The organism is Streptomyces sp. NBC_01335, from assembly GCF_035953295.1.
In the GTDB taxonomy this organism is placed as follows: domain Bacteria; phylum Actinomycetota; class Actinomycetes; order Streptomycetales; family Streptomycetaceae; genus Streptomyces.
The window spans coordinates 3,757,515-3,778,592 of the sequence record NZ_CP108370.1; the positions used below are offsets into that span (position 1 = coordinate 3,757,515).

Sequence of the window (21,078 nt, forward strand, 5' to 3'; positions counted from 1 at the left end):
GTCAGTCGCGCTTGCAGATCCGGTTCAGCAGGTTGGCCGTGGCCCGCTGGATGCGTTCGTCGGTGTGCCCGGGCCGGTCCAGCGCCGGCGACCAGGCGAACGTCCCGGAGGCGAAGACGAGAGCCCCGGACGGCGCCTGGTAGAGCGAGGTCTCCTGGTGGCGCCGGGCGCCCTCGGAGTCCTCGTACGGCGAATGCGCGAGCAGGATGCGGTGCTCGTGCTCCGGCAACGCGGTGCGCGGGTAGTACCGGTCGGCCTCGCCCGCCACCAGGCCGGCGATCTCCTCGCCCTCCCCTGCTCCGGTGCCCTGCCAGAGCCAGTGGTCGGCGTTGCGCACGATCAGCGGCGAGGGCTCGGGCACCCGGCCCGCGTACTGGATGCCGAGCAGCAGCTGCTCGGGCCTGTCGACCTCCCGCCAGAGCGCGGCCTTCCCCGGGCCCTGCCGCTTGCGGCAGGTGAGGAGGCGGTCGGGCACCCCGGACGCGGACGGGGAGAGCGACACCTGCCAGTACATGGTGTTGGCCGAGAGGAAGACCAGCGAGGTCCCGGTGTCCCGCGCCAGCTCCGCGGTCCGCCGCATCGGGACCGACCAGTACTCGTCGTGGCCGGGGAAGACCAGGCCCCGGTACCGGCCCGGGTCGACGCGGCCCGCGTGCAGGTCGCGGGCGTCCGCGTAGGCGAGGCTGTAGTCGTACCGCTCGGCCCAGCGGATGAAGTCGTAGGCGTGGCCGACGTGCAGCGGCAGCCCGGCGCCGGCGTACGGGCGGTCGAAGGAGACCGTCACCGCCGCCTCCTCCTCGCCCAGCAGCCCGCCCTTCTCGTCCCACGCGTGGTAGAGGCTGGCGCCCGTCACGCCGTCCTCGGGATAGAGGTTGTACGCCTGCCACGTGATGTCCGGGAGCAGCAGCAGCAGATCGGCCGGGTGGTCGTCCCGGACCGTGAACGGCACGTGCGAACGGTGGCCGTCGACGGTCGTCAACACGGCGACATAAGCACCCACCGCCCAGTCCGCCGGGATCTGGAGCCGCCAGGACAGCCACCAATGGTGGCAGGAAACAGTCTTGTCGGCAGCGAGCGGAGGCGGCTGCACGATGCCCGACTGGCGCGGAACGGTGGTGATCTTCCGGGCGCCGTCGCCGCCGTAGTGACCGATGCGGTAGATGTCGACGTAGAACGGCTGGGGCGGGTCCACCGTGATGTGGAAGTCGATGGCCTCACCGGGCGCCGCCGCCCCGGGCGACGCGAAACCCTTCACCTGTCGGCGCACGTCATCGGCGGTGCGCGGGCCGCCGCCGCTGCGCCCCAGCTCGGGATCGGCGTACCAGGGGACCACCTGCCCCGTGTCGTTGAGGTAGTTCTCGCTGTTGCGCAGCCAGGGCAGCGGGCCCTGCCCGAACGGATCGCTCACGGCGTGCGCGAGGGCACCCGACTCCCATCGGCGACTGTGCTCCGCCCCCATGACCGGCCCCTCCCTCACGTCCCCCGTACCACTCTGGTGCGCCCTGTGTCAGGGCTGATCCCAGCACATCACATAACGCATGCGGCTCGTCACCGTTCGTCGTGAATTGACGTGAACGGAACCTACCCTTCCGGGTATTGGGCCCGTACCGAGGTCCGCACGAGCGCGCGGAAGGCGGCGTGCGCCGGGCGAGGGCGCGTGCGCGGGGCGCGCGACAGCGCCCCTTCGGCCCTGCTCGCGCGGACCGAGTGCGTACACGGTGCCATATTTCCGTATACGGAGGGCCCGTTGCGGCGGACCGGGACACATTTCCGTATTCGGGGGGCGTGTTGACTCCGTACGGGGCGCGCGTACGAGCCCGAGCGCCGGGGCGCACGGCGGTGAGGTGCCCCGTCGTGCGGGGTGGGGTGGGATGTCTGGGTGGCTGGGTGTCCGGGTGGCTGGGTGCGGTTTCTGGGTGGCTGGATGTCTGGGTGGCTGAGCGCCTGGGTGTCCGCCTTCCCGCGGTGGCGTACGCGGGTGCGCCGCCGGTCGCGGTCAGACCAGGCGGACCGGCTTGTCCTCCCGGATGCCGAGCTCGGACAACCAGGAGCGCAGCGGCTCCGCGTCGCCGTCCTCGACCAGGCTGAGCACCGGAGTACCCAGATCCGTCCGGCGCGCCCCGTCGACCAGCAGGGCGGGGCCGTCCAGCCAGTCGAGGCCGGGCGCCGCCCCCGCCGTGTCCACGGCCGCGCAGCAGACCATGGCCGTGACGTGGTCGGCGAGCAGCTCCGTGCCCGTACGGGGCGGCTGGAGCGGGAAGAGCGGGAGGGGACCCGGGCCCCAGAGGTCGAGCGGGTCCACGACCGCCTGGCCGTTTCCGCCGACCGCCCCGCGGCCCGTCGTACCGGTCGCGCCGTTCGTCGTGGGGGGCGTCTTGGGGGTCTCCGCGCCGTTGCCCGTACCGGTGACGGGCGACTCGGCCTCGGCCCGGGCGGCGGCCTCCGCGGCCTCCTCGCGGGCCACGGCGGCTCCGACGGCGGCCGCGAGCTCCTCGCCGCCGCCGTCGGCCGCGAGGTGGTCGATGACCCGGGCCAGCGTGGGCGCTCCGGCCTCGGCGGTCCGAACGGCTCCCTGCGCCGAGGGGGCCGGGGCGGTGGACCCGGCGGGAGCTGGCGCAGCCGGACCGGGGGCCGCGGTGCCGAGGGCGTCCATGACGCCGTGCAGCCGGGCCGCCTCCGCACGCCACTTCCGGTCGACGACCTCCTCCGGATACCGCTGCCAGTCGACCGGCGACCACTCGCCGCCCCGGGCGGGGCCGCCGTGGAAGAGCCGCGCGGCGAGCAGGGACGCCGCCTCGTCGGCCAGACCGGGCTCATCGAGGAGGTCGCAGGCGGGGCGCTCACCCAGGCGCGCGGCGAACCCCTCCGCGAGGCGGTCGCGCCGGGACAGCTCGGTGAGCGCGGAGACCACCCCCGCGTCCAGCCGCGCCGGCCACCGGCCCATCCGCCAGGCGGGCAGCGCGACGCGGGTCAGCAGCCGGTCCCAGCCCGCGTAGACGAGCCCGACCTGCTCCTGGGCGACGGCGCGTACCCCGTAGTCCACGCCCTGGGCGCGCAGCGAGGCGGAGAGCGCGACGCACCGCTCCATCTCGGCGGCGTGCCCGCGACAGCTGCGGAGCAGCAGCCGGGCGGCCCAGCCGGTGAAGGCGCGGGACAGCCGGCCGAACACGCCGACCAGCGAAACGTTTGACCGCGCGGGCCCGGGACGGGGGCCTCCGGCGTCCGCGACGACCCCGTCCAGACCTCGGACGAACCGCCGGGCTGCCGCTATGTCGGGGTGCGCCGCGAGGCCCGTACCCGCGACGACGGGGGCGAGTACCGCGCGCAGCTCACCGACGCGCATCCACCAGAGGAACGGCGACCCGATGACCAGCACCGGCGCCGCCCGCTCGCGGTCGCGCCGGTCACCGGCCGGCTCCTTGGCGGCGGGGCCGGTCCGCGCGGTGGGGTGGGTGCGGTCCTCCAGCCAGCTGTCGCAGTCGGGGGTGAGCGCTATCGCCGAGGGCGCGGGCACGTCCATGCGGTCGGCGAGCTCGCGGACGAGCCGGTAGAGGTCGGGGGCCGACTTCTCGTCCACGGCGACCGTCGGACTCAGCGCCGGCCGGGCCCGCGCGACGGTGACGGCCACCCCGGCGGCCAGCACCAGGAAGACGACGGCCGTCGCGCCCACCACCCAGCGGGCGGTGTTCCAGCCGACGCCGGCCAGACGTCCCTGCGTGGTGGCGGCGATCATGACCACGGCCACCGCGGCGGGCAGGATCGCCAGCGCCACCGCACGGCTGCGGATGCGCAGCAGCGCGAGGGCCCGCGCCCGGGCGGCCCGCATGCCCAGGTCCTCACCAGTCTCCGTACCGGACACGACCGGAAGTCACCCCCTCTGCCCCCGCGACGGTGTTGCTCACTCCCCCACTGTGGCACCGCCCTCGGACATCGCAATGTCAGTGGGCCAAGTGCCGGAATCCTTGCGCCGCACCCTAGTTGGGGGTTTCGCGGGCGTCATCCGGATGGCCCAGCCGTCACCCGATGGAATGGCTTTGGGTAAAGCTGCTGACTTATCGCCGCAGATGGGCAACCCCTTCCCCCGCGCACGCAGCGCATACGCGGGGGCGTGCTCCGGCGCACGGAGCGGTGGGAGCGATGGGGCGGACGGGGCGGCGGTGGCGGGGCGAGTGCCGGGGCGGGCCGGCCTTGCGGAGACGCCGGTGGCGGCCGAGGTGTCGCGCTCGGCCGCCACTGGGGTCGTACAGGGTGGAGCTGGTGGGACTCGTACGAGGTGGGACTCGTACGAGGTGGGACTCGTACAGGTGGGACTCGTACGGGGTGGACCGGGGAGGTCAGACCCCGGCAGCGGCGTCCTCGGCCGCCTTCAGCGCGATGTCCGTACGGTGCTGGGAACCGTCGAGCCGGATGCGGCCGAGGGCCGTGTACGCGCGCTCGCGGGCCTTGCCGAGGTCCGGGCCGGTCGCGGTCACCGAGAGGACCCGGCCGCCCGCGCTCAGGACCGTACGCCCGTCCGCCTTCGTACCGGCGTGCAGGACGTACGCGTGCGGGGCGTCCTGGGCCGCCACGTCGGCGAGACCGTCGATCGGGTCGCCCGTACGCGGGGTGTCGGGGTAGTTGTGCGAGGCGATGACCACGGTGACGGCGGCGTCGTCGCGCCAGTTCAGCGACGGCACCTCGTCCAGCGTGCCGTTCGCGGAGGCGAGCAGCAGGCCGGCCAGCGGGGTCCGCAGACGGGCCAGGACCACCTGGGTCTCCGGGTCGCCGAAGCGCGCGTTGAACTCGATGACGCGCACGCCGCGCGAGGTCAGCGCGAGGCCCGCGTAGAGGAGGCCGGAGAACGGCGTACCGCGTCGGTGCAGCTCGTCCACGGTGGGCTGGAGGACCGTCTCCAGGACCTCGTCGACCAGCTTCGGGTCCGCCCACGGCAGCGGGGAGTAGGCACCCATGCCGCCGGTGTTCGGGCCCTCGTCGCCGTCGAGGGCGCGCTTGAAGTCCTGGGCGGGCTGGAGCGGCACCACGGTGGTGCCGTCGGTGATCGCGAAGAGGCTCACCTCGGGGCCGTCGAGGAACTCCTCGATGACCACCCGGTCGCAGGCGAGCGCGTGGGCGCGGGCCGCCTCGATGTCGTCGGTGACGACGACACCCTTGCCGGCGGCCAGCCCGTCGTCCTTGACGACGTACGGGGCACCGAAGGCGTCGAGCGCGGTGTCGATCTCCTCGGCGGTGGTGCAGACGTAGCTCCGGGCGGTCGGGACACCGGCCCCGGCCATGACGTCCTTGGCGAACGCCTTGGACCCTTCGAGCTGCGCCGCCTCACCGGACGGGCCGAAGCAGGGGATACCGGCCGCGCGCACCGCGTCGGCGACCCCGGCGACAAGCGGCGCCTCCGGGCCGACGACCACCAGCCCGGCACCCAGTTCGGTGGCGAGGCGCGCGACGGCGTCACCGTCGAGCGCGTCCACCGGGCGCAGTTCGGCCACCTCCGCGATACCGGCGTTGCCGGGAGCGCAGTACAGAGCGGTGACCTCGGGGTCGAGGGAAAGAGAGCGGCACAGGGCGTGTTCGCGGGCGCCGCCGCCGATGACGAGGACCTTCACGGGGTGCAGCCTAACCGCCGGGGGCCGGACGCCTCGACGGCCTCCGGTCCGTGGACCGTCGGTGGACTGGCCGTGGACTGGCCGTGGACGGCGGGGCCCGGGGCCGGGGATCCTTCCCGGTGGGCCGGATCCCGCGCTCGACGCCGAGCCGGTGGGCCGGATCCCCGCGCTCGACGCCGAGCCGGATCTCCGCGGTCCCGGCTACTCGTTGGTGAACTCCTCCACGACCGTGGCACCGAGCTCGCGGACGATCAGCTCGTGCCCGGAGAGCGCCGAGTCGACGAGGTCGGGGTCGTCCGCCTCCGGGGTGTCGTCCTCCGGCGCGACCGTGTGCACCGGCTCGGGCGCGGACCGCTCGTACGCCGCGGACGCGGGCCCGGAGCCGCCCGGCCCCTGCCCGCCCTGGGACTGCTGGAACTGCTGCGGCGGCGGGGACTGCGGGGCCGCCTGGGGCTGGTACGACTGCTGGGGCGGCGCGGCGGGCGCGGGACGCTGCTCGTACGACTGCTGCGGCGGCGCCTGGTACGCGGGTCCACCGCCACCGGGACGTCCGCCACCACCCTGCATCGGCTGCCCACCTCCGCCGGAGGGGTCGACGATCGCCTCGACGCGCCACTGGGCGTTGAACCGCTCGGCCAGCGCCTGCCGCAGCACTGCCTCGCTGCCGCTGCTCGCGAAGGTGTCGCGGGCGCCCGCGTTGGCGAAACCGATCTGGAGCGTGGTCCCGTCGAACCCGGTGACCTGGGCGTTCTGGCTGAGCAGAATCCAGGTGAAGCGGCGATGGTTCTTCACCGCCTCCAGGATCTCCGGCCAGATGTTCCGCACCTGACCGGCGCCCTGCGCCATGTCCTGGCCCCCGGCGGGTGCGGCGGCGGGCGCCTGGGCGGCGGGAGCGGCCGGTGCGGGAGCGGGCGTGGCGGGAGCGGGCGCGGCGGGGCGGGGCGCCCCGGCACCCGGGGCGGAGGCGGTGGGCCAGCCACCGGGACGGCGGGCCTGCTCCCCGCCACCGGCCGCGGCCGGGGTGGGCCAGGCGCCGGGCCGCTGCGCGGCGGGCGGCGCCTCGGCCGGGGGCTGCTGCCCGTACTCGGGGGCCGGTGCGGGCGCCTGGGGCGCGGGGGCCTGCGGTGCGGGGGCCTGCTGCGGCGCGGCGTACGGGGCCGCGGCCGGCGGGTTGTACGGGGCGGCGGGGGCGGCCTGCATCGGCGGGTGCGCCTCGGGCCCGGGTACGTACCCCAGAGCGGGCGGGGCGGCCTGGAACGGCTGCACCGCCTGCACCCCTCCCGCCGCTGCCGCGGCGAAGGCTCCGCCGCGCTCCAGGCGGTCCAGCCGCGCCTGGAACGACCGCTCGTCGTCGAAGGCGGCGGGCAGCAGCACCCGGGCGCAGATCAGCTCGACCTGGAGGCGCGGCGAGGTCGCGCCACGCATCTCCGTCAGCCCCTGGTTGACGAGGTCGGCGGCGCGGCTCAGCTCGGCGGCGCCGAAGACGGACGCCTGGTCCGACATCCGCTCCACCACGTCGGCGGGGGCGTCGATGAGCCCCTTCTCCCCGGCGTCCGGCACGGCCGCCAGGATCACCAGGTCGCGCAGGCGCTCCAGCAGGTCGGCGACGAACCGGCGCGGGTCGTTGCCGCCCTCGATCACCCGGTCCACGACCTCGAAGGCCGCGGCACCGTCACCGGCCGCGAAGGCGTCCACCATCGAGTCGAGCAGCGACCCGTCCGTGTAACCGAGCAGCGAGGTCGCCATGGCGTACGTCACGCCGTCGTCGCTCGCACCGGCCAGCAGCTGGTCCATGACGGACATCGAGTCACGGACGGACCCGGCCCCGGCCCGTACGACGAGCGGCAGCACACCGTCCTCGACCGCGCTGTTCTCCTTGCCGCAGACCTCCGCGAGGTACGAACGCAGGGTGCCGGGCGGAACGAGCCGGAACGGGTAGTGGTGCGTACGCGACCGGATCGTGCCGATGACCTTCTCGGGCTCGGTCGTCGCGAAGATGAACTTGAGGTGCTCCGGCGGCTCCTCGACCACCTTCAGCAGGGCGTTGAACCCTGCCGGGGTGACCATGTGCGCCTCGTCGATGATGTAGATCTTGTAGCGGCTGGAAGCCGGCCCGAAGAACGCCTTCTCGCGCAGGTCACGGGCGTCGTCCACGCCACCGTGCGAAGCCGCGTCGATCTCGATGACGTCGATCGAACCCGGGCCGTTGCGCGCCAGGTCCTGGCAGGACTGACACGTCCCGCACGGCGTCGGCGTCGGCCCCTGCTCGCAGTTCAGGCAGCGGGCGAGGATGCGCGCGCTGGTCGTCTTTCCACAACCACGCGGCCCGCTGAACAGGTACGCGTGATTGACCCGGTTGTTCCGCAGGGCCTGCTGGAGCGGGTCAGTGACATGCTCCTGACCGATGACCTCGGCGAACGACTCGGGGCGGTAGCGGCGGTACAGCGCAAGGGACGACACAGTTACGAGGTTATCGGGACGCACCGACAACCGACTCCGCATCGAGGCCCGGCGACCGGGGACCCTGGTCACACCGGGGCGCAGGCCGGGCGGCGAGATGTAGATCACATGCGCGGCGGGGTGGCCGGGGGCGACATTCGGGTGCCCGAGCGAGCCTTCGGGGAACCGCACCCGAGGCGGGTCGCCCCGAGGACCACGGGACGGGCGACCGAGACGGCCCGGAAAACACAAGGGCCCCCCACGCACCCGCCAGAGCCAACCTACCCTTGCTGCCTTCCGGCCCTGGGGGAGTTCAGTCAGATAGCGCCACGTGAGGGGCTGACGCCCACCTTAGCCGATCCCCACCCCTCCCGGTCCACCCGCCCGGGTCCGGGGTCTCCCCGGCGCGCCCCAATCCGTCCTCGCGACCTCGTCCCGACGATCTTCCGGGGAACGTGTTCGCGAGCACCCCTCAACGTCTTGTATTGTTTGCGGCGGAGGATTCGCCTAGTGGCCTAGGGCGCACGCTTGGAAAGCGTGTTGGGGGCAACCCCTCACGAGTTCGAATCTCGTATCCTCCGCCATTGCTCTCACCGGGCAATACGTCGAAGGCCCCCGCTGCTTGCAGCGGGGGCCTTCGACGTATTCGGTGGAGGGCATTCGAACCAGCTGCGCCCCGGAGCTACAGCCATCGGGATTCAGCAAGAACGGACTGCGGTCAGGCGCCGACCACCAGCGGTACGTGACCTGACGAGGGTCTTCGCAGGCGAGTGCCCAGACGTTGAGGACCGAGTGCTGCCAGCGCCGACAGCGCACTGAGCCTCTGGCTGAAGGACCAGATGTCGGTGGTCGTCGGCGGCTTGAACGCCAGGACGTCGATACCCTGGGCGGCGAACGGTGCCGGGTCGAGGTACGCCATGCCGCCGGTCCCGCACAGATACGCGCGGGCGCGGGTAACGGCACAGAGGTCGGCGAGCCGCTGGGAGCGGCCCGGCCGGGAAAGCAGATCGCTGCTGGTGAGGATCTGGCCCCGCCAGCCGAGCAAGTCCAGTAACAAGTGGGTTGAAGCTGCGGCAACCGCAGCGGTCCTGCCGGTGTCGAAGACGTCCAGCACCTCGTCCAGGACCCGGGCGAGGGCCGGCCAGTATGGGCTCGCTCCATAGTGTTGCCGAAGCATCCCCGCAGTTTTCCGACGAGCACGGTGGGGATCGTCGATCAACACGTCCCGAATGAGTGTCGGCCGCCCGTATGGCAGGCGTGTGGGGATGGTGAGCCACTGCGAACGGTTCGGTTCGTCGAGGTCACCGAGGCGGGCTCGGTGCTGGTAGTCGCGGCGGGTGAACTGCACGTCGTCCAGGACGATCCAGTACTCCGCCGCGAACAGCTTGGCCAGTGTGGTCAGTCGAGGGAACAGGTTGGGCTGGTGGATGGCGCACAGCCCGCCCGGTTCTGGCAGGTCAGGAAGCGATGAGGCGGCTGGTGAAGCCGTCGTGGATGAGGGATTCGTACGCTCCATGCACGTCCTCCGGGACCTGCTGCTCGATGGCGAATCCGAGCTTCGGATACTCGATGACTCGCTGGAGGTCGCCGACGAGCATGTCCAGGACGAGCTTCTCGTCACCGATGGACTTCACGTAGTCGTCGAGCTCCAGCGGCTCCGACGCGCAGAGGATCTCGACGTCGGGCCACAGCTTGCGGGCGGTCGCGAACGACCGCCGTTCCATGTAGGGCTTGGAGACCAACAGCACCGTGGCCGGCGTGATGCCGGTGGCAACAAGGACCTCACGGGAAAGGGTGATGTTCTGCCCGGTGTTACCGGCCTTCGGTTCCAGCAGGATCGCCTCGGCCGGGAAGACCGAGGGCGTGCTCACGGAAGTGGACGGCTTCGCCGCGCGGGAAGACCTTGGCGGTGGTGGGGCTGTTGCCGCCGGTGAAGACCAGGGTCGGAAACAGCCCGGCGCGGTACAGGTCGGCGGAGTGGGTGGCGAGGCCGAGGTCGTGACTGCCCAGGCCGATCGCCACGTCGACGGGGCGCAGCTGGTGATGCATCCGGTGGTAGTCCCAGATCAGCGCGGCCCGGCGCCGCTGGTCCTCGGTGATGGCCTGCTGGTTGTTGTCGCTCACGCGTCTCTCCCTGGTCACCGCCGCCGGGGCCGGTCAGCCCCTCGATCATGGCCCGGCTCAGGCCGCTGCCGTCAGCAGGCGGGCGGCTTCGGGGGACGGGAGGGGGAAGGTGTGGGCGCAGTCCCGCAGGAGCGGGGGGATCGCGAGGTGGGCGGGGCTCGGTTCGTCGGCCAGGTTGTGGTCGAGGAGGGTGTCGAAGAGGCACTCCACGGCCGAGGGGGCGAGACCGGTGGCGGCGCAGGCCTGCGCGATGTCGTGGACGGCGGCCGGGAGCAGCGCGAGCGTCCGCGTGAACTCCTTCGCCTCGTCCGAGAGTTGTCCGTAGGAGAGGGCCAGGACGGACATCAGGTCGCGGTCTGCCGTGCGCAGGAACGCGGTACGGCCCGCGCTGGTGCCCAGGCGTGCCGTCACGTCCGGCACGGTCCACGAAGGGCGGTCCCGCAGACGGGTCGCCGCGATGCGCAGGGCCAGCGGGTGGTGCCCGCACAGAGCGACCGTCCGGTCGAGGGACGAGCCGGCGCAGGCGTCGCCCGCTATGCGGCGGAACAGAGCCTCCGCCTCCGCCGGGGCCAGCGCACCCAAGGGCAGCGACAGGGCGCCGTCCGTCGCGGTCAGTTTGCGACGGACGGTGATCAGGGCGAGCGTGTCGCCCGTGCCGGGCAGCAGGGGGTCCACCTGTGCCGCGTCGGCCGCGTTGTCGAGGACGAGCAGGGCGCGTCGGCCCGCGAGACGGGAGCGCCAGATGGCGCTGCGCTCGGCGAGGCCGTCCGGGAGACCATCGGGCGCGGCGCCGTCGGAGCGGAGCAGCACCCCAAGCGCCTCCTCGGGAGTGAGCGGTGCGCGCGCCGGGCTGAAGCCGTGCAGGTCGACGTAGAACTGGCCGTCCGGGTGGCCCGTGGTGCGGCGGTGCGCGAAGTGGACGGCGAGCGCCGTCTTGCCGATGCCGCCCATGCCGTCGATCACGACCGTGCGGGGAGAACCGGCGCTCTGCCCGTCGACGGCCCGTTCGAGCAGCGCCAGTTCGGTGGCACGGCCGGTGAAGTCGGGCAGGTCACGCGGGAGGTAGTTCTCCTGGCCGGGGCGGACGGTAGCGGGGCGGCCGGTCGCGGGATGGCCAGTCGCGGGGTGGACGGTCGTGGGGCGGAGGGTGGCGGGCCGGCCGGCCGCAGGTGCCTGGAGCTGCAACCGTGGGGCGTCCGCGAGGATCTCGGCGTGCAGGCGGCGCAGCCGTGGACCGGGTTCCAGGCCCAGCTCGTCGGCGAGCAGCCGGCGGCCCTCGTCGTAGACGGCGAGCGCGTCGGCCTGCCGGCCGCTCCGGTACAGCGCGAGCATCAGGCTGCCGCGCAGGGCGTCGCGCAGCGGGTGCCTGGCGGCCAGTGCGAACAGTTCGGCGACCAGCGAGCCGGTCTCACCGGACGCGAGTCGGAGATCCATCAACTCTTCGATGGCGGTGAGCCGTTGCTCGTCGAGTCCGGCCGCTACGGCGGTCACCGCCGGGCAGTCGATGCCGGCGAAGGCATCGCCGCGCCACAGGTCCACCGCGGCCTGCAGCAGCCGCGTCGCCTCGGCGTCGCGGCCCTCCCGACGGGCGGCGCGGGCGGCACGGACCCCGTCGGTGAAGCGGTGCGCGTCCACCGCGTCGGCGGCCACGTCGAGGCGGTAGCCGACGTCCACCGTGATGAGTCCGGCCCCTTCGGAGCCGGCCAGCGCGGCACGCAGATCGCGGATCGCGTTGTGCACCTGGTGGCGGGCGGAGGCGGGCGGGTCCTGCCACAGCTCGTCCACCAAGGCGTCCATGGAGACCGCGTAACGCGCGTTCAGCAGCAGCAGAGCCAGAAGCCGACGGCGGCGCATGCCGCGGAGCCGGACCGGCACCCCCGACTCACGCACTTCCACCGGTCCCAGAACCAGGAAATCCATGTCCCGCACCCCCGACGTTCCGCATCGTGCAGCGTGATTGCGACAGTCAGGACGCTAGGCGCGCGGGCTCTCCGTATTCAACGCGAGTACTCCCCATGACACATGGCGTACCTCAAAAGACACACGACGGAACCACGAATTCCCGCCTTACGTTCCCCCCATGACACAGGCCCTTACGCCTCGCCTCTCCCCCTCGTCCCCCTCCGCCATCACCGCGTTCGACACCCCGTGGCCCTCCCTCGTCTCGACGGCCCGCACCGTGCGACTGTGCCTGCGGGAGGCACGTCCGCTGGTACAGGTGATGTTCGTCCTGCGGTTCGTCACCGGTGCACTGCTGACGGCGTCTGCCGCGCACCACCGGCCCGACGCCCCGCACCTGTTGATCGGCACGGCCGCCTGGTGGGCGGCGACGGTGAGCGTCTACGTCTTCAACGGGGTGAGCGACTTGCGCGAGGACCGGGCCAATCGATCCCAAAGACCTTTGGCCAGTGGCCGGTTGACCGAGGTGGCGGCCCGGCGGGCCGTGGTGGTGACCGCACTGGCCGGGCTGCTGCTCAGCTGCGCGGCGGGGTGGCGGGTGGTCGAGGCCACCGCCGTCTTCCTCGCCCTGGGATACGCCTACTCCGCGCCGCGGATCGCCGCCAAGTGCCGCTCCTGGTCGGCCTCCGGGGTCACCTGCGCCGCCGCGGGAACCACCTACATCGCCGGAGTCGTCTCCTCGGGCAGCGAACTCACCGCCGAGGCAGCCGTCTTCGCCCTGGTGCTCTCGCTCGGAGTGGGGCTGATCGCGGCCGTCGCCAAGGACCTGGGCAGCACCCGGGGAGACGCACTCGCGGGCCGGCGCACCCTGGCCGTCATCCGCGGCGATCGCAGCGCCCGGCGCTTCTGCGCCGCTTCCGGTGGGGCGTTGACCCTGGTCCTCACGGCAGGAGCCCTGTGGGTGCACGAACTGCCGCTCGACGCGGCCGCCGCCGCGTTCGCCGTGGGCGCCCTGTGCGTGGCAGGACGCTGCCTGCCGCCCCGGATGAAGAGCGGCACAGCAGGAGAGGCCAACGTGCGTGGTCCGTACCGGAGTTGGATGGCCACACAGTATGCCGTCCACCTGGCCGCGCTGGCCGCGCTGGCCTTGGCCTGAGCCACTTGCCCCCTTTTGGTAACTCGCCTTCTGATCGCGAGCCCCATACTATGATCGCGCCGGACGGGGGATTGTGGGGAGTCGTGCCGTCCTGGCCCTGACAACTCCTCATATCGAGGGGGCGCACCGTGGAACTCTCCGCCGACCCGGCGACCGAACGGTCCTGTCTGATCGATTCCGCCGTGGCCCGCTACGCCGACGGTCTGCGACAGGCTGCCAATCCGCTGGTCCTGCGTCCGGAACTCTGGATCTCCTGCGAGAGACAGGCCCGGCAGATCCTCGACGAGTGCATCGCCACTCTGCACGGCACGGCCGTCCAGGTGGCGGCGGAGGCCGAACTGACCTCGATGGCGCTCGGTGTGCAGCGCTCCTTCGAGAAGGTCTCGCCGATCGACTCGGTGCACGCGGCCCGCGTGCTGTTCGACGTGGCGGTCGAGACGATGACCGAGGCCGCCACCCAACTCCCCGCCGAGGTCGCGCTCTCCCGGTTCCTGACCGCCGTACGCATGCTGCACAAGGGCATCTTCGCGCGGGTCAGCGCCGCCGCCATCGGCTACGAGTCGACGACCCTGCACAACGTCGGTCAGGCCAGCACCGCCCGCCGCCACCAGCTCGCCCGCGATCTGCACGACCACATCGGGAGCAGCATCAGCCTGGCGCTGCGCTGTCTCGACCTCTACACCATGGAGCAGGCGAAGGGGATCGCCTCCACCCGCGACCGGCTCCAGGACGCCCGACAGGCACTGCGCGACGTGTTCAGCTTCACCCGCACGATGGTCAGCGGACTGCGCGTCAACGAACTGCACGACGGTCTGAAGGAGGAGATCGACGCCTACAGCGCCGCAGCCTCCGACCGGCCGGCCGAAGTCGACTCCCGCATCGACGGCGACGAGTCCTGGCTGCCCGAACAGACCCGCCAGGAGCTGTTCCTCGTGGTGCGCGAAGCCCTGCGCAACGCCTTCGCGCACGCCAGGGCCAACCACATCGACATCCTCGTCAGCGTCTTCCCGGACGCCGCGCACGCCACCGTCACCGACGACGGGGTCGGGCTGCCGAACCCGCGCGACGGTGACGGCACCGGCCTGACCGCCATGCGGCAGCGGGTGGCCGCCCTCGGAGGGACGCTGGAGCTGATCAGCCAGCCCGGCCAGGGGACGCGCGTCCAGCTCCGCATCCCGCTGGACGGCACCGGGGCGGGCGACCGATGAGCGCGGGAGCGGAGACCACGGGGGACATCCGCGTGCTGGCCGTGGACGACCACCGGCTGCTGCGCGAGGCACTGTGCGAACTCCTGGAGATGTACGAGGGGCTGACGGTGGTCGCGCAGGCCGACGACGGGCCGAGCGGCGTACGGATGGCAGGCCTGCACCGCCCGGACCTCGTGCTGCTCGACGTGGAGATGCCGGGGCCCGGCCCGCTCGCCAACCTGCGGGGGATCCGCCAGGCGGCGCCCGAGGCGCGGATCATCATGCTGACGATGCACGACAACCGCCAGCTCATCGACTCGCTGCTGTCCGCGGGAGCCGTGGGCTACCTTCACAAGGAGGCCGACCGGGACGTCCTGGTCGCCGCCATACGCAGCGCGATGGCGGGCGGCAGGACGATGTACCTGCCGCGCACGCCGAGCGGCTCGGGACCCGAGCGCGAGCCGACGTCCGCCGACACCCTCACCCTCCGCGAGCGGGAGCTGATGGAGCTGGTCGCGCAGGGACTGAGCAACCGGCAGATCGGCACCCGCCTGGGGATCACGGAGGGCACCGTCAAGCGCCATCTGCGGAACATCTTCGACAAGCTCGGCGCGACCTCCCGGCTGGACGCGGTCAACCGGGTCCAGCCGCTGCGCCGTTACTGAGCCGCTGCGGCCCGTGCCGCCTTCTCCCGGCGATCCGCGATCAGCAGCGCGACGGCCGGGGCGAGGGTGAGCGCGTACACGGCGAGCAACAGGCCGAAGGAATCGGCGAACGCGGCCGGTACGAGCCCGTGATGCGACTGCGCGGCCCGGTCCAGGACGATCGTGACCACGGCGAGGGCGAAGGTGCCGCCGATCCGCTGGACCAGGTTGAGCTGCGTGGAGGCGTCCGGGATGGAGCGCGGCTCGACCGACTCGAAGGCGCGGGTCATGGCCGGCACGATGGTCAGGCCCGTGCCCAGGCCCCGGACCGCGATCGCCGCGCACAGCAGCACGTACGACGTGCTGGACGACAGCGCGGTCAGCGGCACGGTCGCGAGCATGGTGAGGACGATCCCGATCACGACGGTGGTACCGCCGCCGATCTTCTTCATGATCGGGCGGCAGGCGAGGCCCGCGACGACGACTCCGGTGCCGCCGGCCGACATCAGCAGCCCCGTGGTGACGGCGCTCTCGCCGCGGGCCGACTCGAAGTACAGCGGGATCAGCATCATGGGGGAGAAGAGGACGAAGCCGAGGCAGAAGATGTTGATCGCGGCCGTGCGGTAGACGCGGTGCGCGAACAGGCGCAGGTCCAGCAGAGGTGCGGCGGTGCGCAGTTGGTGACGCACGAAGACGACGCCGCTCGCCAGGCCCACCACCAGCGGGACCAGGGAGGCGGGGCTGGCGGACAGGCCCGTCTCGGAGAAGGCGTGCACGGCGAGGACCACACCGACCGTGCAGGCGGCGGCGGTCAGCAGCCCCAGCACGTCGAGCGGGCGGCCGCCGCCGGGGACGGCGGGGGCGTCCTTGCGGACGCGGCGCAGCGCCACCACCAGCAGCACCGCGCACAGCGGGATGTTGACGGCGTAGACCGCCCACCAGTCCCAGGCGTTGACCAGGAGGCCGCCGACGGTGGGGCCGAGCAGCGGACTGATCAGCATGACGCTGCCGTTCAACGCCTGGACCTGGCCCAGGCGTTCGCGCGGCATGCCGCTGGTGAGCAGGATGGTGGCGACGGGGACCAGCACGCCCGCTGCGGCACCGGACAGAGCGCGCGCAGCGATCAGTTCGGCGAGTGTCGTGCTGAAGGCGCAGGCCGCGGAGCCGATCCCGAACACGGCGACGGAGGCGATGAAGGTGCGGCGGGTACCGAAGCGGGAGGCCAGCCAGCCCGCGGCCGGCATCAGGGCGACCAGGGCCAACAGGTAGGCGGTGACGACCCATTGGACCTGGGTGATGGCACCGAAGCGGGCGGAGGTGTCGGCCAGCGAGACGTTGACGATGGTGGTGTCGAGCTGGGCGACGAAGGCGCCGCCCACGGCCACGGCGATGGTGAGGATCGCGGTGCGGGTGGCCGCCGCGGCCGAGGGGTCGCGGCCCTCCGCGGGGCCTCGGTCCGTAGCGGGAGCCGCGTCGGCTCCGGCAGCCGCGTCGGCCTCGGGAGCCTCGGGAGCGGCGTCGGCCTCGGGAGCCGGCTCCGCCGGGCCGGCGTGCGTCGCCGGGGAACGGTCCGCCGGGGGCGCCGGGTCCGCCGCGGGTGCGGGCTCCGCCACGGGGGTCGGGTCCGCCGCGGGCGCCGGGGGCTCGGTTCTCTGGTCCAGGGACATACGAGGTCGTCCTTCGGGTGGATGGTGGACCGGACCTCGGGTCCGGTCGGGGCTGGGGCTGAGGCAGGGGCTGGGGCTGGGGCTTTCGTGATCGGTTGGGGTCGCCGTGGCCGTATCGCTCGCGGCGGCCCGGCAAGCGGTGTGTCTCAGGTCGGGGAGGAGGGTGGCCGCGTCGAGGGTCGGCGCGCCGGCCGGGGCGGGATCGCCCACCGGGTCCGGGGCGCCGGCTCAGGCGGAGCTCAGGGCCTCGGCGATGTCGTCCAGGAGCGCTTCGGCCTTCTCCCGGGCGCCCGGCCGGTCGCGGCAGGCCAGGGTCAGCTCGGTGCTGTCGCCCACGCGGCAGGCGCTCAGGAACATCTCGGCGTACGGGACCAGCATCGGCAGGGTGCAGAAGGAGTCGGCGCGGAAGTCCGGGGTCGAGAAGGCCCGCGGGTCGACCTCGCCGTGGTCGGAGATGATCGCCGTGCAGGGGAAGCTGTTGCCGTCGAACGCGCGCGCCTCGCTCAGGTTGTTGGCGAACGGGTTGTCGCGCAGGAAGTCACGGTCGAGGACGGCGACCTCGGTCTTGGCGATCAGGGCGCGGACCAGCGTGGAGTGGACGCGTTTCCAGGCGTCGTCGCGGCGCAGGTCGAGGACGAGCTGCGAGGTCAGGTTCGCGGTGGAGCGCGTCGTGGTGTCGTGGCGGCGCAGGTCCACCGGGACGATCAGGCGGCCGGTGTCCGTGGTGAGGTGGCGGGAGAGCGCCGCCGCCGCGCGTGCGGTGACCCCGGACGGGGCGGCGGGCACCCGGCGGCTCAGCCACAGGGGCCGCTCGCCCGCGGGCCCCCGGCCGATGATGGCGGGCAGTCCGGTGAGACGGGTGGCCTCGGGGGCCGGGCGGACGTCGCCCGCCGCGGCGCGGAAGTGCGCGTCGTCCACCGTGTCCGGGCATCCGGCCAGGTCCTCGTCGCGCAGGGACCGGAAGAGGTCCGCGATCCACTGCCGCAGACCGCGCCCGTCGGTGACGATGTGGCTGGCCCGGACGACGAGCCGGGTGGTCCCCCCGTCACGGATCAGACCCAGTTCGCAGACGGGTCCGGTGACCACCGACAGGTCGCGGTGGAAGAACGGGTGGTCGAGGCCGGTGCCGGCGGGCAGTTTTACGACCTCGGGGGCGGTACCGTCGGCGCGCCACAGGGCGCCCCGGCGGCGTACCGCGAGGCCGGGACTCGCCTCGGTGGCCGCGCGCGCGGCCCGGCTCAGCGCGACCGCGTCGAGCGTTCCCTCGCCCTCGATCACCATCTGAATGAGCTGCGGGGTGCCGGTCGCGGCGGCGTTGAGGTAGCCCCGTTCGATCGGGGAGATGCGGCGGGTGTACGGCCGCGCGGCGGTGAGGGTCATTCCTCCTCCAGGTGGTGGAAGCGCACCGGGGCCGGTGCGTCGCAGGCGAGGGCGAGGTGCAGGGGCGGTTCGTCCTCGGGCCGCAGGACGACGGAACGCACCTCGTAGGTATCGGTGTTCGTGGGCCGCCAGCCCGGCTGCCACGGAGGCAGCCGGGTTCCGGCGAAGGTCTCCTTCGTCAGGTGCGAGGCCTTGATGAGCGCCTCGCACTCGGCGAAGTCCCTGATCGTGGCCGGCTCCTCACGCCCGAGCACGTCACCGAGCCAGCGCAGGGCGGCCGGCCGGTCGCGCTCGTCCTGGATGTCCACGCCGATGGCGCGGCCGGCGGGCGCGAAGGCCACGGCGCTGTAGGCGCCGACGTGCGCCACCGAGGCGGACAGTTCCAGGGCAGGCACCGACCAGCGCTTGTGGCCGTCCCGCGCCAGGTCGGCGGCGGTGATCCGGATCCCGTACGTGGTGTCGAGCGCCCCGACGATCAAAGAGCGGCCCGAGGCGGACAGGCGGTGCCCCATCCGGTCACGGGGCAGCCCGCGGTGCCGGGAGACCAGGACGTTGACCGCCTCCCCCACCGCCTCCCCCGGCGCCGACGGCCCGTCGGGCGCCAGCGTGTACCCGGTCCGTCCCGGATCGAGGAGCAGTCCCATCAGGGCGCCCATCACGCCTCCGGGTCGAAGACGGCCGCCGCGTAGCTGCCGCCGTACGCGAAGCTCGACAGGAGCACGGGGCCGGAGGTGCCGGCACCGGTGAGGGCGGCGACCAGGCCGAGGGCGCCGGCGCTGCCGTAGGTCTCGCCGAGCAGGGCCTTGGGGGCGAGGACCGGCCGGCCTTCGAGGCCGGTGTGGCGCAGGGCCGCCCGCTGGGCCAGGTCGACCAGAGGGTGGCCGGACGCGGCCGAGACGACCGTGCCGATCCCCTCCGGGCCGAGGTCCGCCTCGGCGAGCGCGGAGCGCAGGGAGCGCCCCCAGGCCGCGCCGTCCCTGGCGATGCGGCCTATACCGGCCGGTTCGCCACTGGCGCCGAAGCCCCGGACCCGCGCCAGGACGTCGGCGCCCCGGTCCCGGGCCGCCTCCCGGCTCTCCAGCAGGATCGCGGCGGCACCCTCGCTGAGGACCGTACCGGTGCGCCCGCCGGGCACGACGTGCGCGGACCGGGCGTAGCCGGGCAGCGCCGCCTGGGTGGCGAGGGCCTGCTCGGGGAACTCGTCGGCGACCACCACCATGATCCGCTCCGCGGCGCCGCGGGCGATGACCCGGGCGGCGAGCTGGAGCGCGAGCACGGAGCTGGTGCCGCCGTTGGCGATGGTCGCGGTGTAGCCGCGGAAGCGGTGCAGCATCGCGACGTGGCCGGCCGCGGCGTTGACGACGGTGTTGGCGAACAAGGACGGGTTGGCACCGGTGATGCCCGAGCGCACCACGCCCTCGTGGAAGCGCAGGACCGAGGTCACCGGACCGTACCCGGTGGCGAAGACGATGCCGGTCGACTCCGCCACGTCACGCGACGGCTTGCCGTGGCGTGCGTACAGGTCGTTCACGGCGGACGCGGCGAGCAGGCTCAGCGGGTCCATGCGGCGGGCCCGGCTGGGGTTCGTACCGCGCGACGCGGCCTTGATGTCGACCCGGCCGACCGGCACCCTGCCGACGCCCACGACCTCCTCGAAGGTGTCGAAGCAGGGCCGCCCCTCGGCGAAGGCCGCGGTGATCGCCTCGGTGCCGCCGGCCGTTCCGGCCAGGCCGGCGACGCCGGTGACGACGACCTCCTGGACGGCCTCGCGGCGGGGCGGCCGGGAGCCGGTACGACCGGGCCGGTTGAGGACGACGGAGGCGTTGTTGCCGCCGAACGCGAAGGAGTTCGACACCACCACCTCGGGGCTCGCGTCACGGCCGGTCTCCGGGATGACGTCCAGACCGTACGGAGAGACGACGCCCCGGGTGTTGATGGTGGGCGGCAGCGTGCCCCGGTCGATGGCCAGGGTGCTCACCACGGCCTCGACCGCGCCGGCCGCACCGAGGGTGTGGCCGAGGATCGACTTGGTGGAGCTGGCCGCCGGTATCTCCAGGCCGAACAGGAGCTTCAGCGCCTTGGGTTCGGAGGCGTCGTTGGCGGGGGTACCGGTGCCGTGCAGGTTGAGGTAGTCCACGTCGGCGGGGGTGAGGCCCGCCGTGTCGAGGGCCTGTGCCATGGCGGCGCAGGCGCCCTTGCCGCTGGGGTCGGGGGCGGTCTGGTGGTAGCCGTCGCAGGACAGGCCGTATCCGCCCAGCTCCGCGAGGACGCGGGCGCCGCGTCCCTCGGCCCGCTCCACCGACTCCAGAACCATGAATCCGGCGCCCTCGCCGAGGGTGAGTCCGGTGGAGGCGGTGAGCGGCGAGCACGGCTCGGCGTCCAGCGCGCCGAGCGCGCTGAACCCGTAGGCGGACAGCTCCGCCAGCGGGTCGACGCCGCCGCACACGACGTAGTCGACGTCGCCCTTCCACAGCAGCTCAGCGGCGTAGCCGAGGGCGACGGCGCTGGCCGCGCAGGCGTTGGAGAGGACCACGCGCGGGCCGCGCAGATCGAACTCCGCCGCGATGTAGTCACCCACGCAGGGCAGTTGGGAGGCGACGGCCCGCTCGACGTCCAGCCTGCCCTCCAGGACGAAGGTGCGGTGGGTGGCCTCCAGCGTCGGCATGGCGCCGAGGCTGGAGCCCACCACGACGGCCACCCGGTCGCGGTCCACGGCCGAGAGGTCGAGGCCGCTGCCGTGCAGGGCCTCGCGGATCGCGGTGGCCGCGAGCGCGTAGCAGCGGTCCAGGTCGGCGGGCTGCTCGGCGGTGGCCATGCCCGCCCAGTCGGTGAGCAGCTCGGAGGTGTCGAAGAGGGTGTTGGTGCGGATGCCGGTGGTGCCGGCCGCGATCGACGACCAGCTCTTCTCCACGTCGTCACCGGCGCCGGTGATCAGGCCCAGGCCTGTCAGGGCGATGTTCAAAGGTGTCATGACCCGGCCCT

The 21,078-nt window shown here is 73.2% G+C and carries 13 protein-coding genes, 1 tRNA gene, 1 other RNA gene and 1 pseudogene; 4 read left to right on the top strand and 12 right to left on the bottom strand.

Annotated elements, in window-relative coordinates; genetic code table 11:
* Position 1: 1 nt before the first annotated feature.
* The 5 genes from OG599_RS16140 to ffs all read right to left on the bottom strand — a co-directional run bounded on the left by OG599_RS16140 (position 2) and on the right by ffs (position 8,382).
* Positions 2–1,459, bottom strand: coding sequence for a N,N-dimethylformamidase beta subunit family domain-containing protein (locus OG599_RS16140; RefSeq protein ID WP_327176673.1), 1,458 nt, complete (start codon positions 1,457–1,459; stop codon positions 2–4).
* Positions 1,460–1,996: 537 nt separating this feature from the next.
* Positions 1,997–3,859, bottom strand: coding sequence for a hypothetical protein (locus OG599_RS16145; protein ID WP_327176674.1), 1,863 nt, complete (start codon positions 3,857–3,859; stop codon positions 1,997–1,999).
* Positions 3,860–4,334: 475 nt separating this feature from the next.
* Positions 4,335–5,600 (bottom strand): phosphoribosylamine--glycine ligase, encoded by a 1,266-nt coding sequence (gene purD / locus OG599_RS16150; protein WP_327176675.1) that lies wholly within the window; start codon positions 5,598–5,600, stop codon positions 4,335–4,337.
* 201 nt (positions 5,601–5,801) lie between these two features.
* On the bottom strand, positions 5,802–8,060 hold the full coding sequence (locus OG599_RS16155) for a DNA polymerase III subunit gamma and tau (RefSeq protein ID WP_327176676.1): 2,259 nt from the start codon (positions 8,058–8,060) through the stop codon (positions 5,802–5,804).
* A gap of 227 nt (positions 8,061–8,287) precedes the next feature.
* Positions 8,288–8,382: signal recognition particle sRNA small type (gene ffs / locus OG599_RS16160), an RNA gene on the bottom strand.
* 153 nt (positions 8,383–8,535) lie between these two features.
* Here ffs and OG599_RS16165 point away from each other — a divergent pair.
* Positions 8,536–8,623 (top strand) — tRNA-Ser (locus OG599_RS16165).
* 134 nt (positions 8,624–8,757) lie between these two features.
* On the opposite strand, the gene OG599_RS16170 is transcribed toward OG599_RS16165, so the two are convergent.
* From OG599_RS16170 to OG599_RS16180, 3 genes and pseudogenes are all read right to left on the bottom strand, one after another.
* Positions 8,758–9,555 carry a WbqC family protein gene (locus OG599_RS16170; protein ID WP_327176677.1) on the bottom strand — a complete coding sequence of 266 codons (798 nt, stop codon included), beginning with the start codon at positions 9,553–9,555 and terminating at the stop codon, positions 8,758–8,760.
* Positions 9,497–10,088: pseudogene (locus OG599_RS16175) on the bottom strand (YdcF family protein). The gene OG599_RS16170 and the pseudogene OG599_RS16175 overlap by 59 nt, the downstream one beginning before the upstream one ends.
* A gap of 132 nt (positions 10,089–10,220) precedes the next feature.
* A complete protein-coding gene (locus tag OG599_RS16180; RefSeq protein ID WP_327176678.1) occupies positions 10,221–12,083 on the bottom strand; it encodes an AfsR/SARP family transcriptional regulator in 1,863 nt (620 codons plus the stop codon).
* A 160-nt stretch (positions 12,084–12,243) separates the two neighbouring features.
* Here OG599_RS16180 and OG599_RS16185 point away from each other — a divergent pair, with 160 nt between their 5' ends.
* From OG599_RS16185 to OG599_RS16195, 3 genes are all read left to right on the top strand, one after another.
* A complete protein-coding gene (locus OG599_RS16185) occupies positions 12,244–13,218 on the top strand; it encodes a UbiA family prenyltransferase (RefSeq protein ID WP_327176679.1) in 975 nt (324 codons plus the stop codon).
* A gap of 128 nt (positions 13,219–13,346) precedes the next feature.
* On the top strand, positions 13,347–14,426 hold the full coding sequence (locus OG599_RS16190) for a sensor histidine kinase (protein ID WP_327176680.1): 1,080 nt from the start codon (positions 13,347–13,349) through the stop codon (positions 14,424–14,426).
* Entirely contained in the window at positions 14,423–15,070 is a 648-nt protein-coding gene (locus OG599_RS16195) for a response regulator transcription factor (RefSeq protein WP_327176681.1), read from the top strand. Before OG599_RS16190 ends, OG599_RS16195 begins: the two co-directional genes overlap by 4 nt.
* On the opposite strand, the gene OG599_RS16200 is transcribed toward OG599_RS16195, so the two are convergent.
* The 4 genes from OG599_RS16200 to OG599_RS16215 all read right to left on the bottom strand — a co-directional run bounded on the left by OG599_RS16200 (position 15,064) and on the right by OG599_RS16215 (position 21,067).
* Positions 15,064–16,716: a DHA2 family efflux MFS transporter permease subunit gene (locus OG599_RS16200; protein WP_327176682.1), complete on the bottom strand. Its 1,653-nt coding sequence runs from the start codon at positions 16,714–16,716 to the stop codon at positions 15,064–15,066. The two genes, OG599_RS16195 and OG599_RS16200, sit on opposite strands and share 7 nt — an antisense overlap.
* Positions 16,717–16,944: 228 nt before the next feature.
* Complete coding sequence (locus OG599_RS16205) at positions 16,945–18,096, bottom strand: hypothetical protein (protein ID WP_327176683.1); 1,152 nt, start codon at positions 18,094–18,096, stop codon at positions 16,945–16,947.
* Positions 18,093–18,752, bottom strand: coding sequence for a hypothetical protein (locus OG599_RS16210; RefSeq protein ID WP_327176684.1), 660 nt, complete (start codon positions 18,750–18,752; stop codon positions 18,093–18,095). Before OG599_RS16210 ends, OG599_RS16205 begins: the two co-directional genes overlap by 4 nt.
* Positions 18,752–21,067 (bottom strand): beta-ketoacyl synthase N-terminal-like domain-containing protein, encoded by a 2,316-nt coding sequence (locus OG599_RS16215; RefSeq protein WP_327176685.1) that lies wholly within the window; start codon positions 21,065–21,067, stop codon positions 18,752–18,754. Before OG599_RS16215 ends, OG599_RS16210 begins: the two co-directional genes overlap by 1 nt.
* Positions 21,068–21,078: the final 11 nt, after the last annotated feature.

Coding starts and splice junctions, on each gene's coding strand:
- OG599_RS16140 (WP_327176673.1), bottom strand. CDS start 1,459: ATGGGGGCGGAGCACAGTCGCCGATGGGAGTCGGGTGCCCTCGCGCAC.
- OG599_RS16170 (WP_327176677.1), bottom strand. CDS start 9,555: ATGGAGCGTACGAATCCCTCATCCACGACGGCTTCACCAGCCGCCTCA.
- OG599_RS16180 (WP_327176678.1), bottom strand. CDS start 12,083: ATGGATTTCCTGGTTCTGGGACCGGTGGAAGTGCGTGAGTCGGGGGTG.
- OG599_RS16185 (WP_327176679.1), top strand. CDS start 12,244: ATGACACAGGCCCTTACGCCTCGCCTCTCCCCCTCGTCCCCCTCCGCC.
- OG599_RS16195 (WP_327176681.1), top strand. CDS start 14,423: ATGAGCGCGGGAGCGGAGACCACGGGGGACATCCGCGTGCTGGCCGTG.
- OG599_RS16200 (WP_327176682.1), bottom strand. CDS start 16,716: ATGTCCCTGGACCAGAGAACCGAGCCCCCGGCGCCCGCGGCGGACCCG.
- OG599_RS16205 (WP_327176683.1), bottom strand. CDS start 18,096: ATGACCCTCACCGCCGCGCGGCCGTACACCCGCCGCATCTCCCCGATC.
- OG599_RS16210 (WP_327176684.1), bottom strand. CDS start 18,752: ATGGGCGCCCTGATGGGACTGCTCCTCGATCCGGGACGGACCGGGTAC.
- OG599_RS16215 (WP_327176685.1), bottom strand. CDS start 21,067: ATGACACCTTTGAACATCGCCCTGACAGGCCTGGGCCTGATCACCGGC.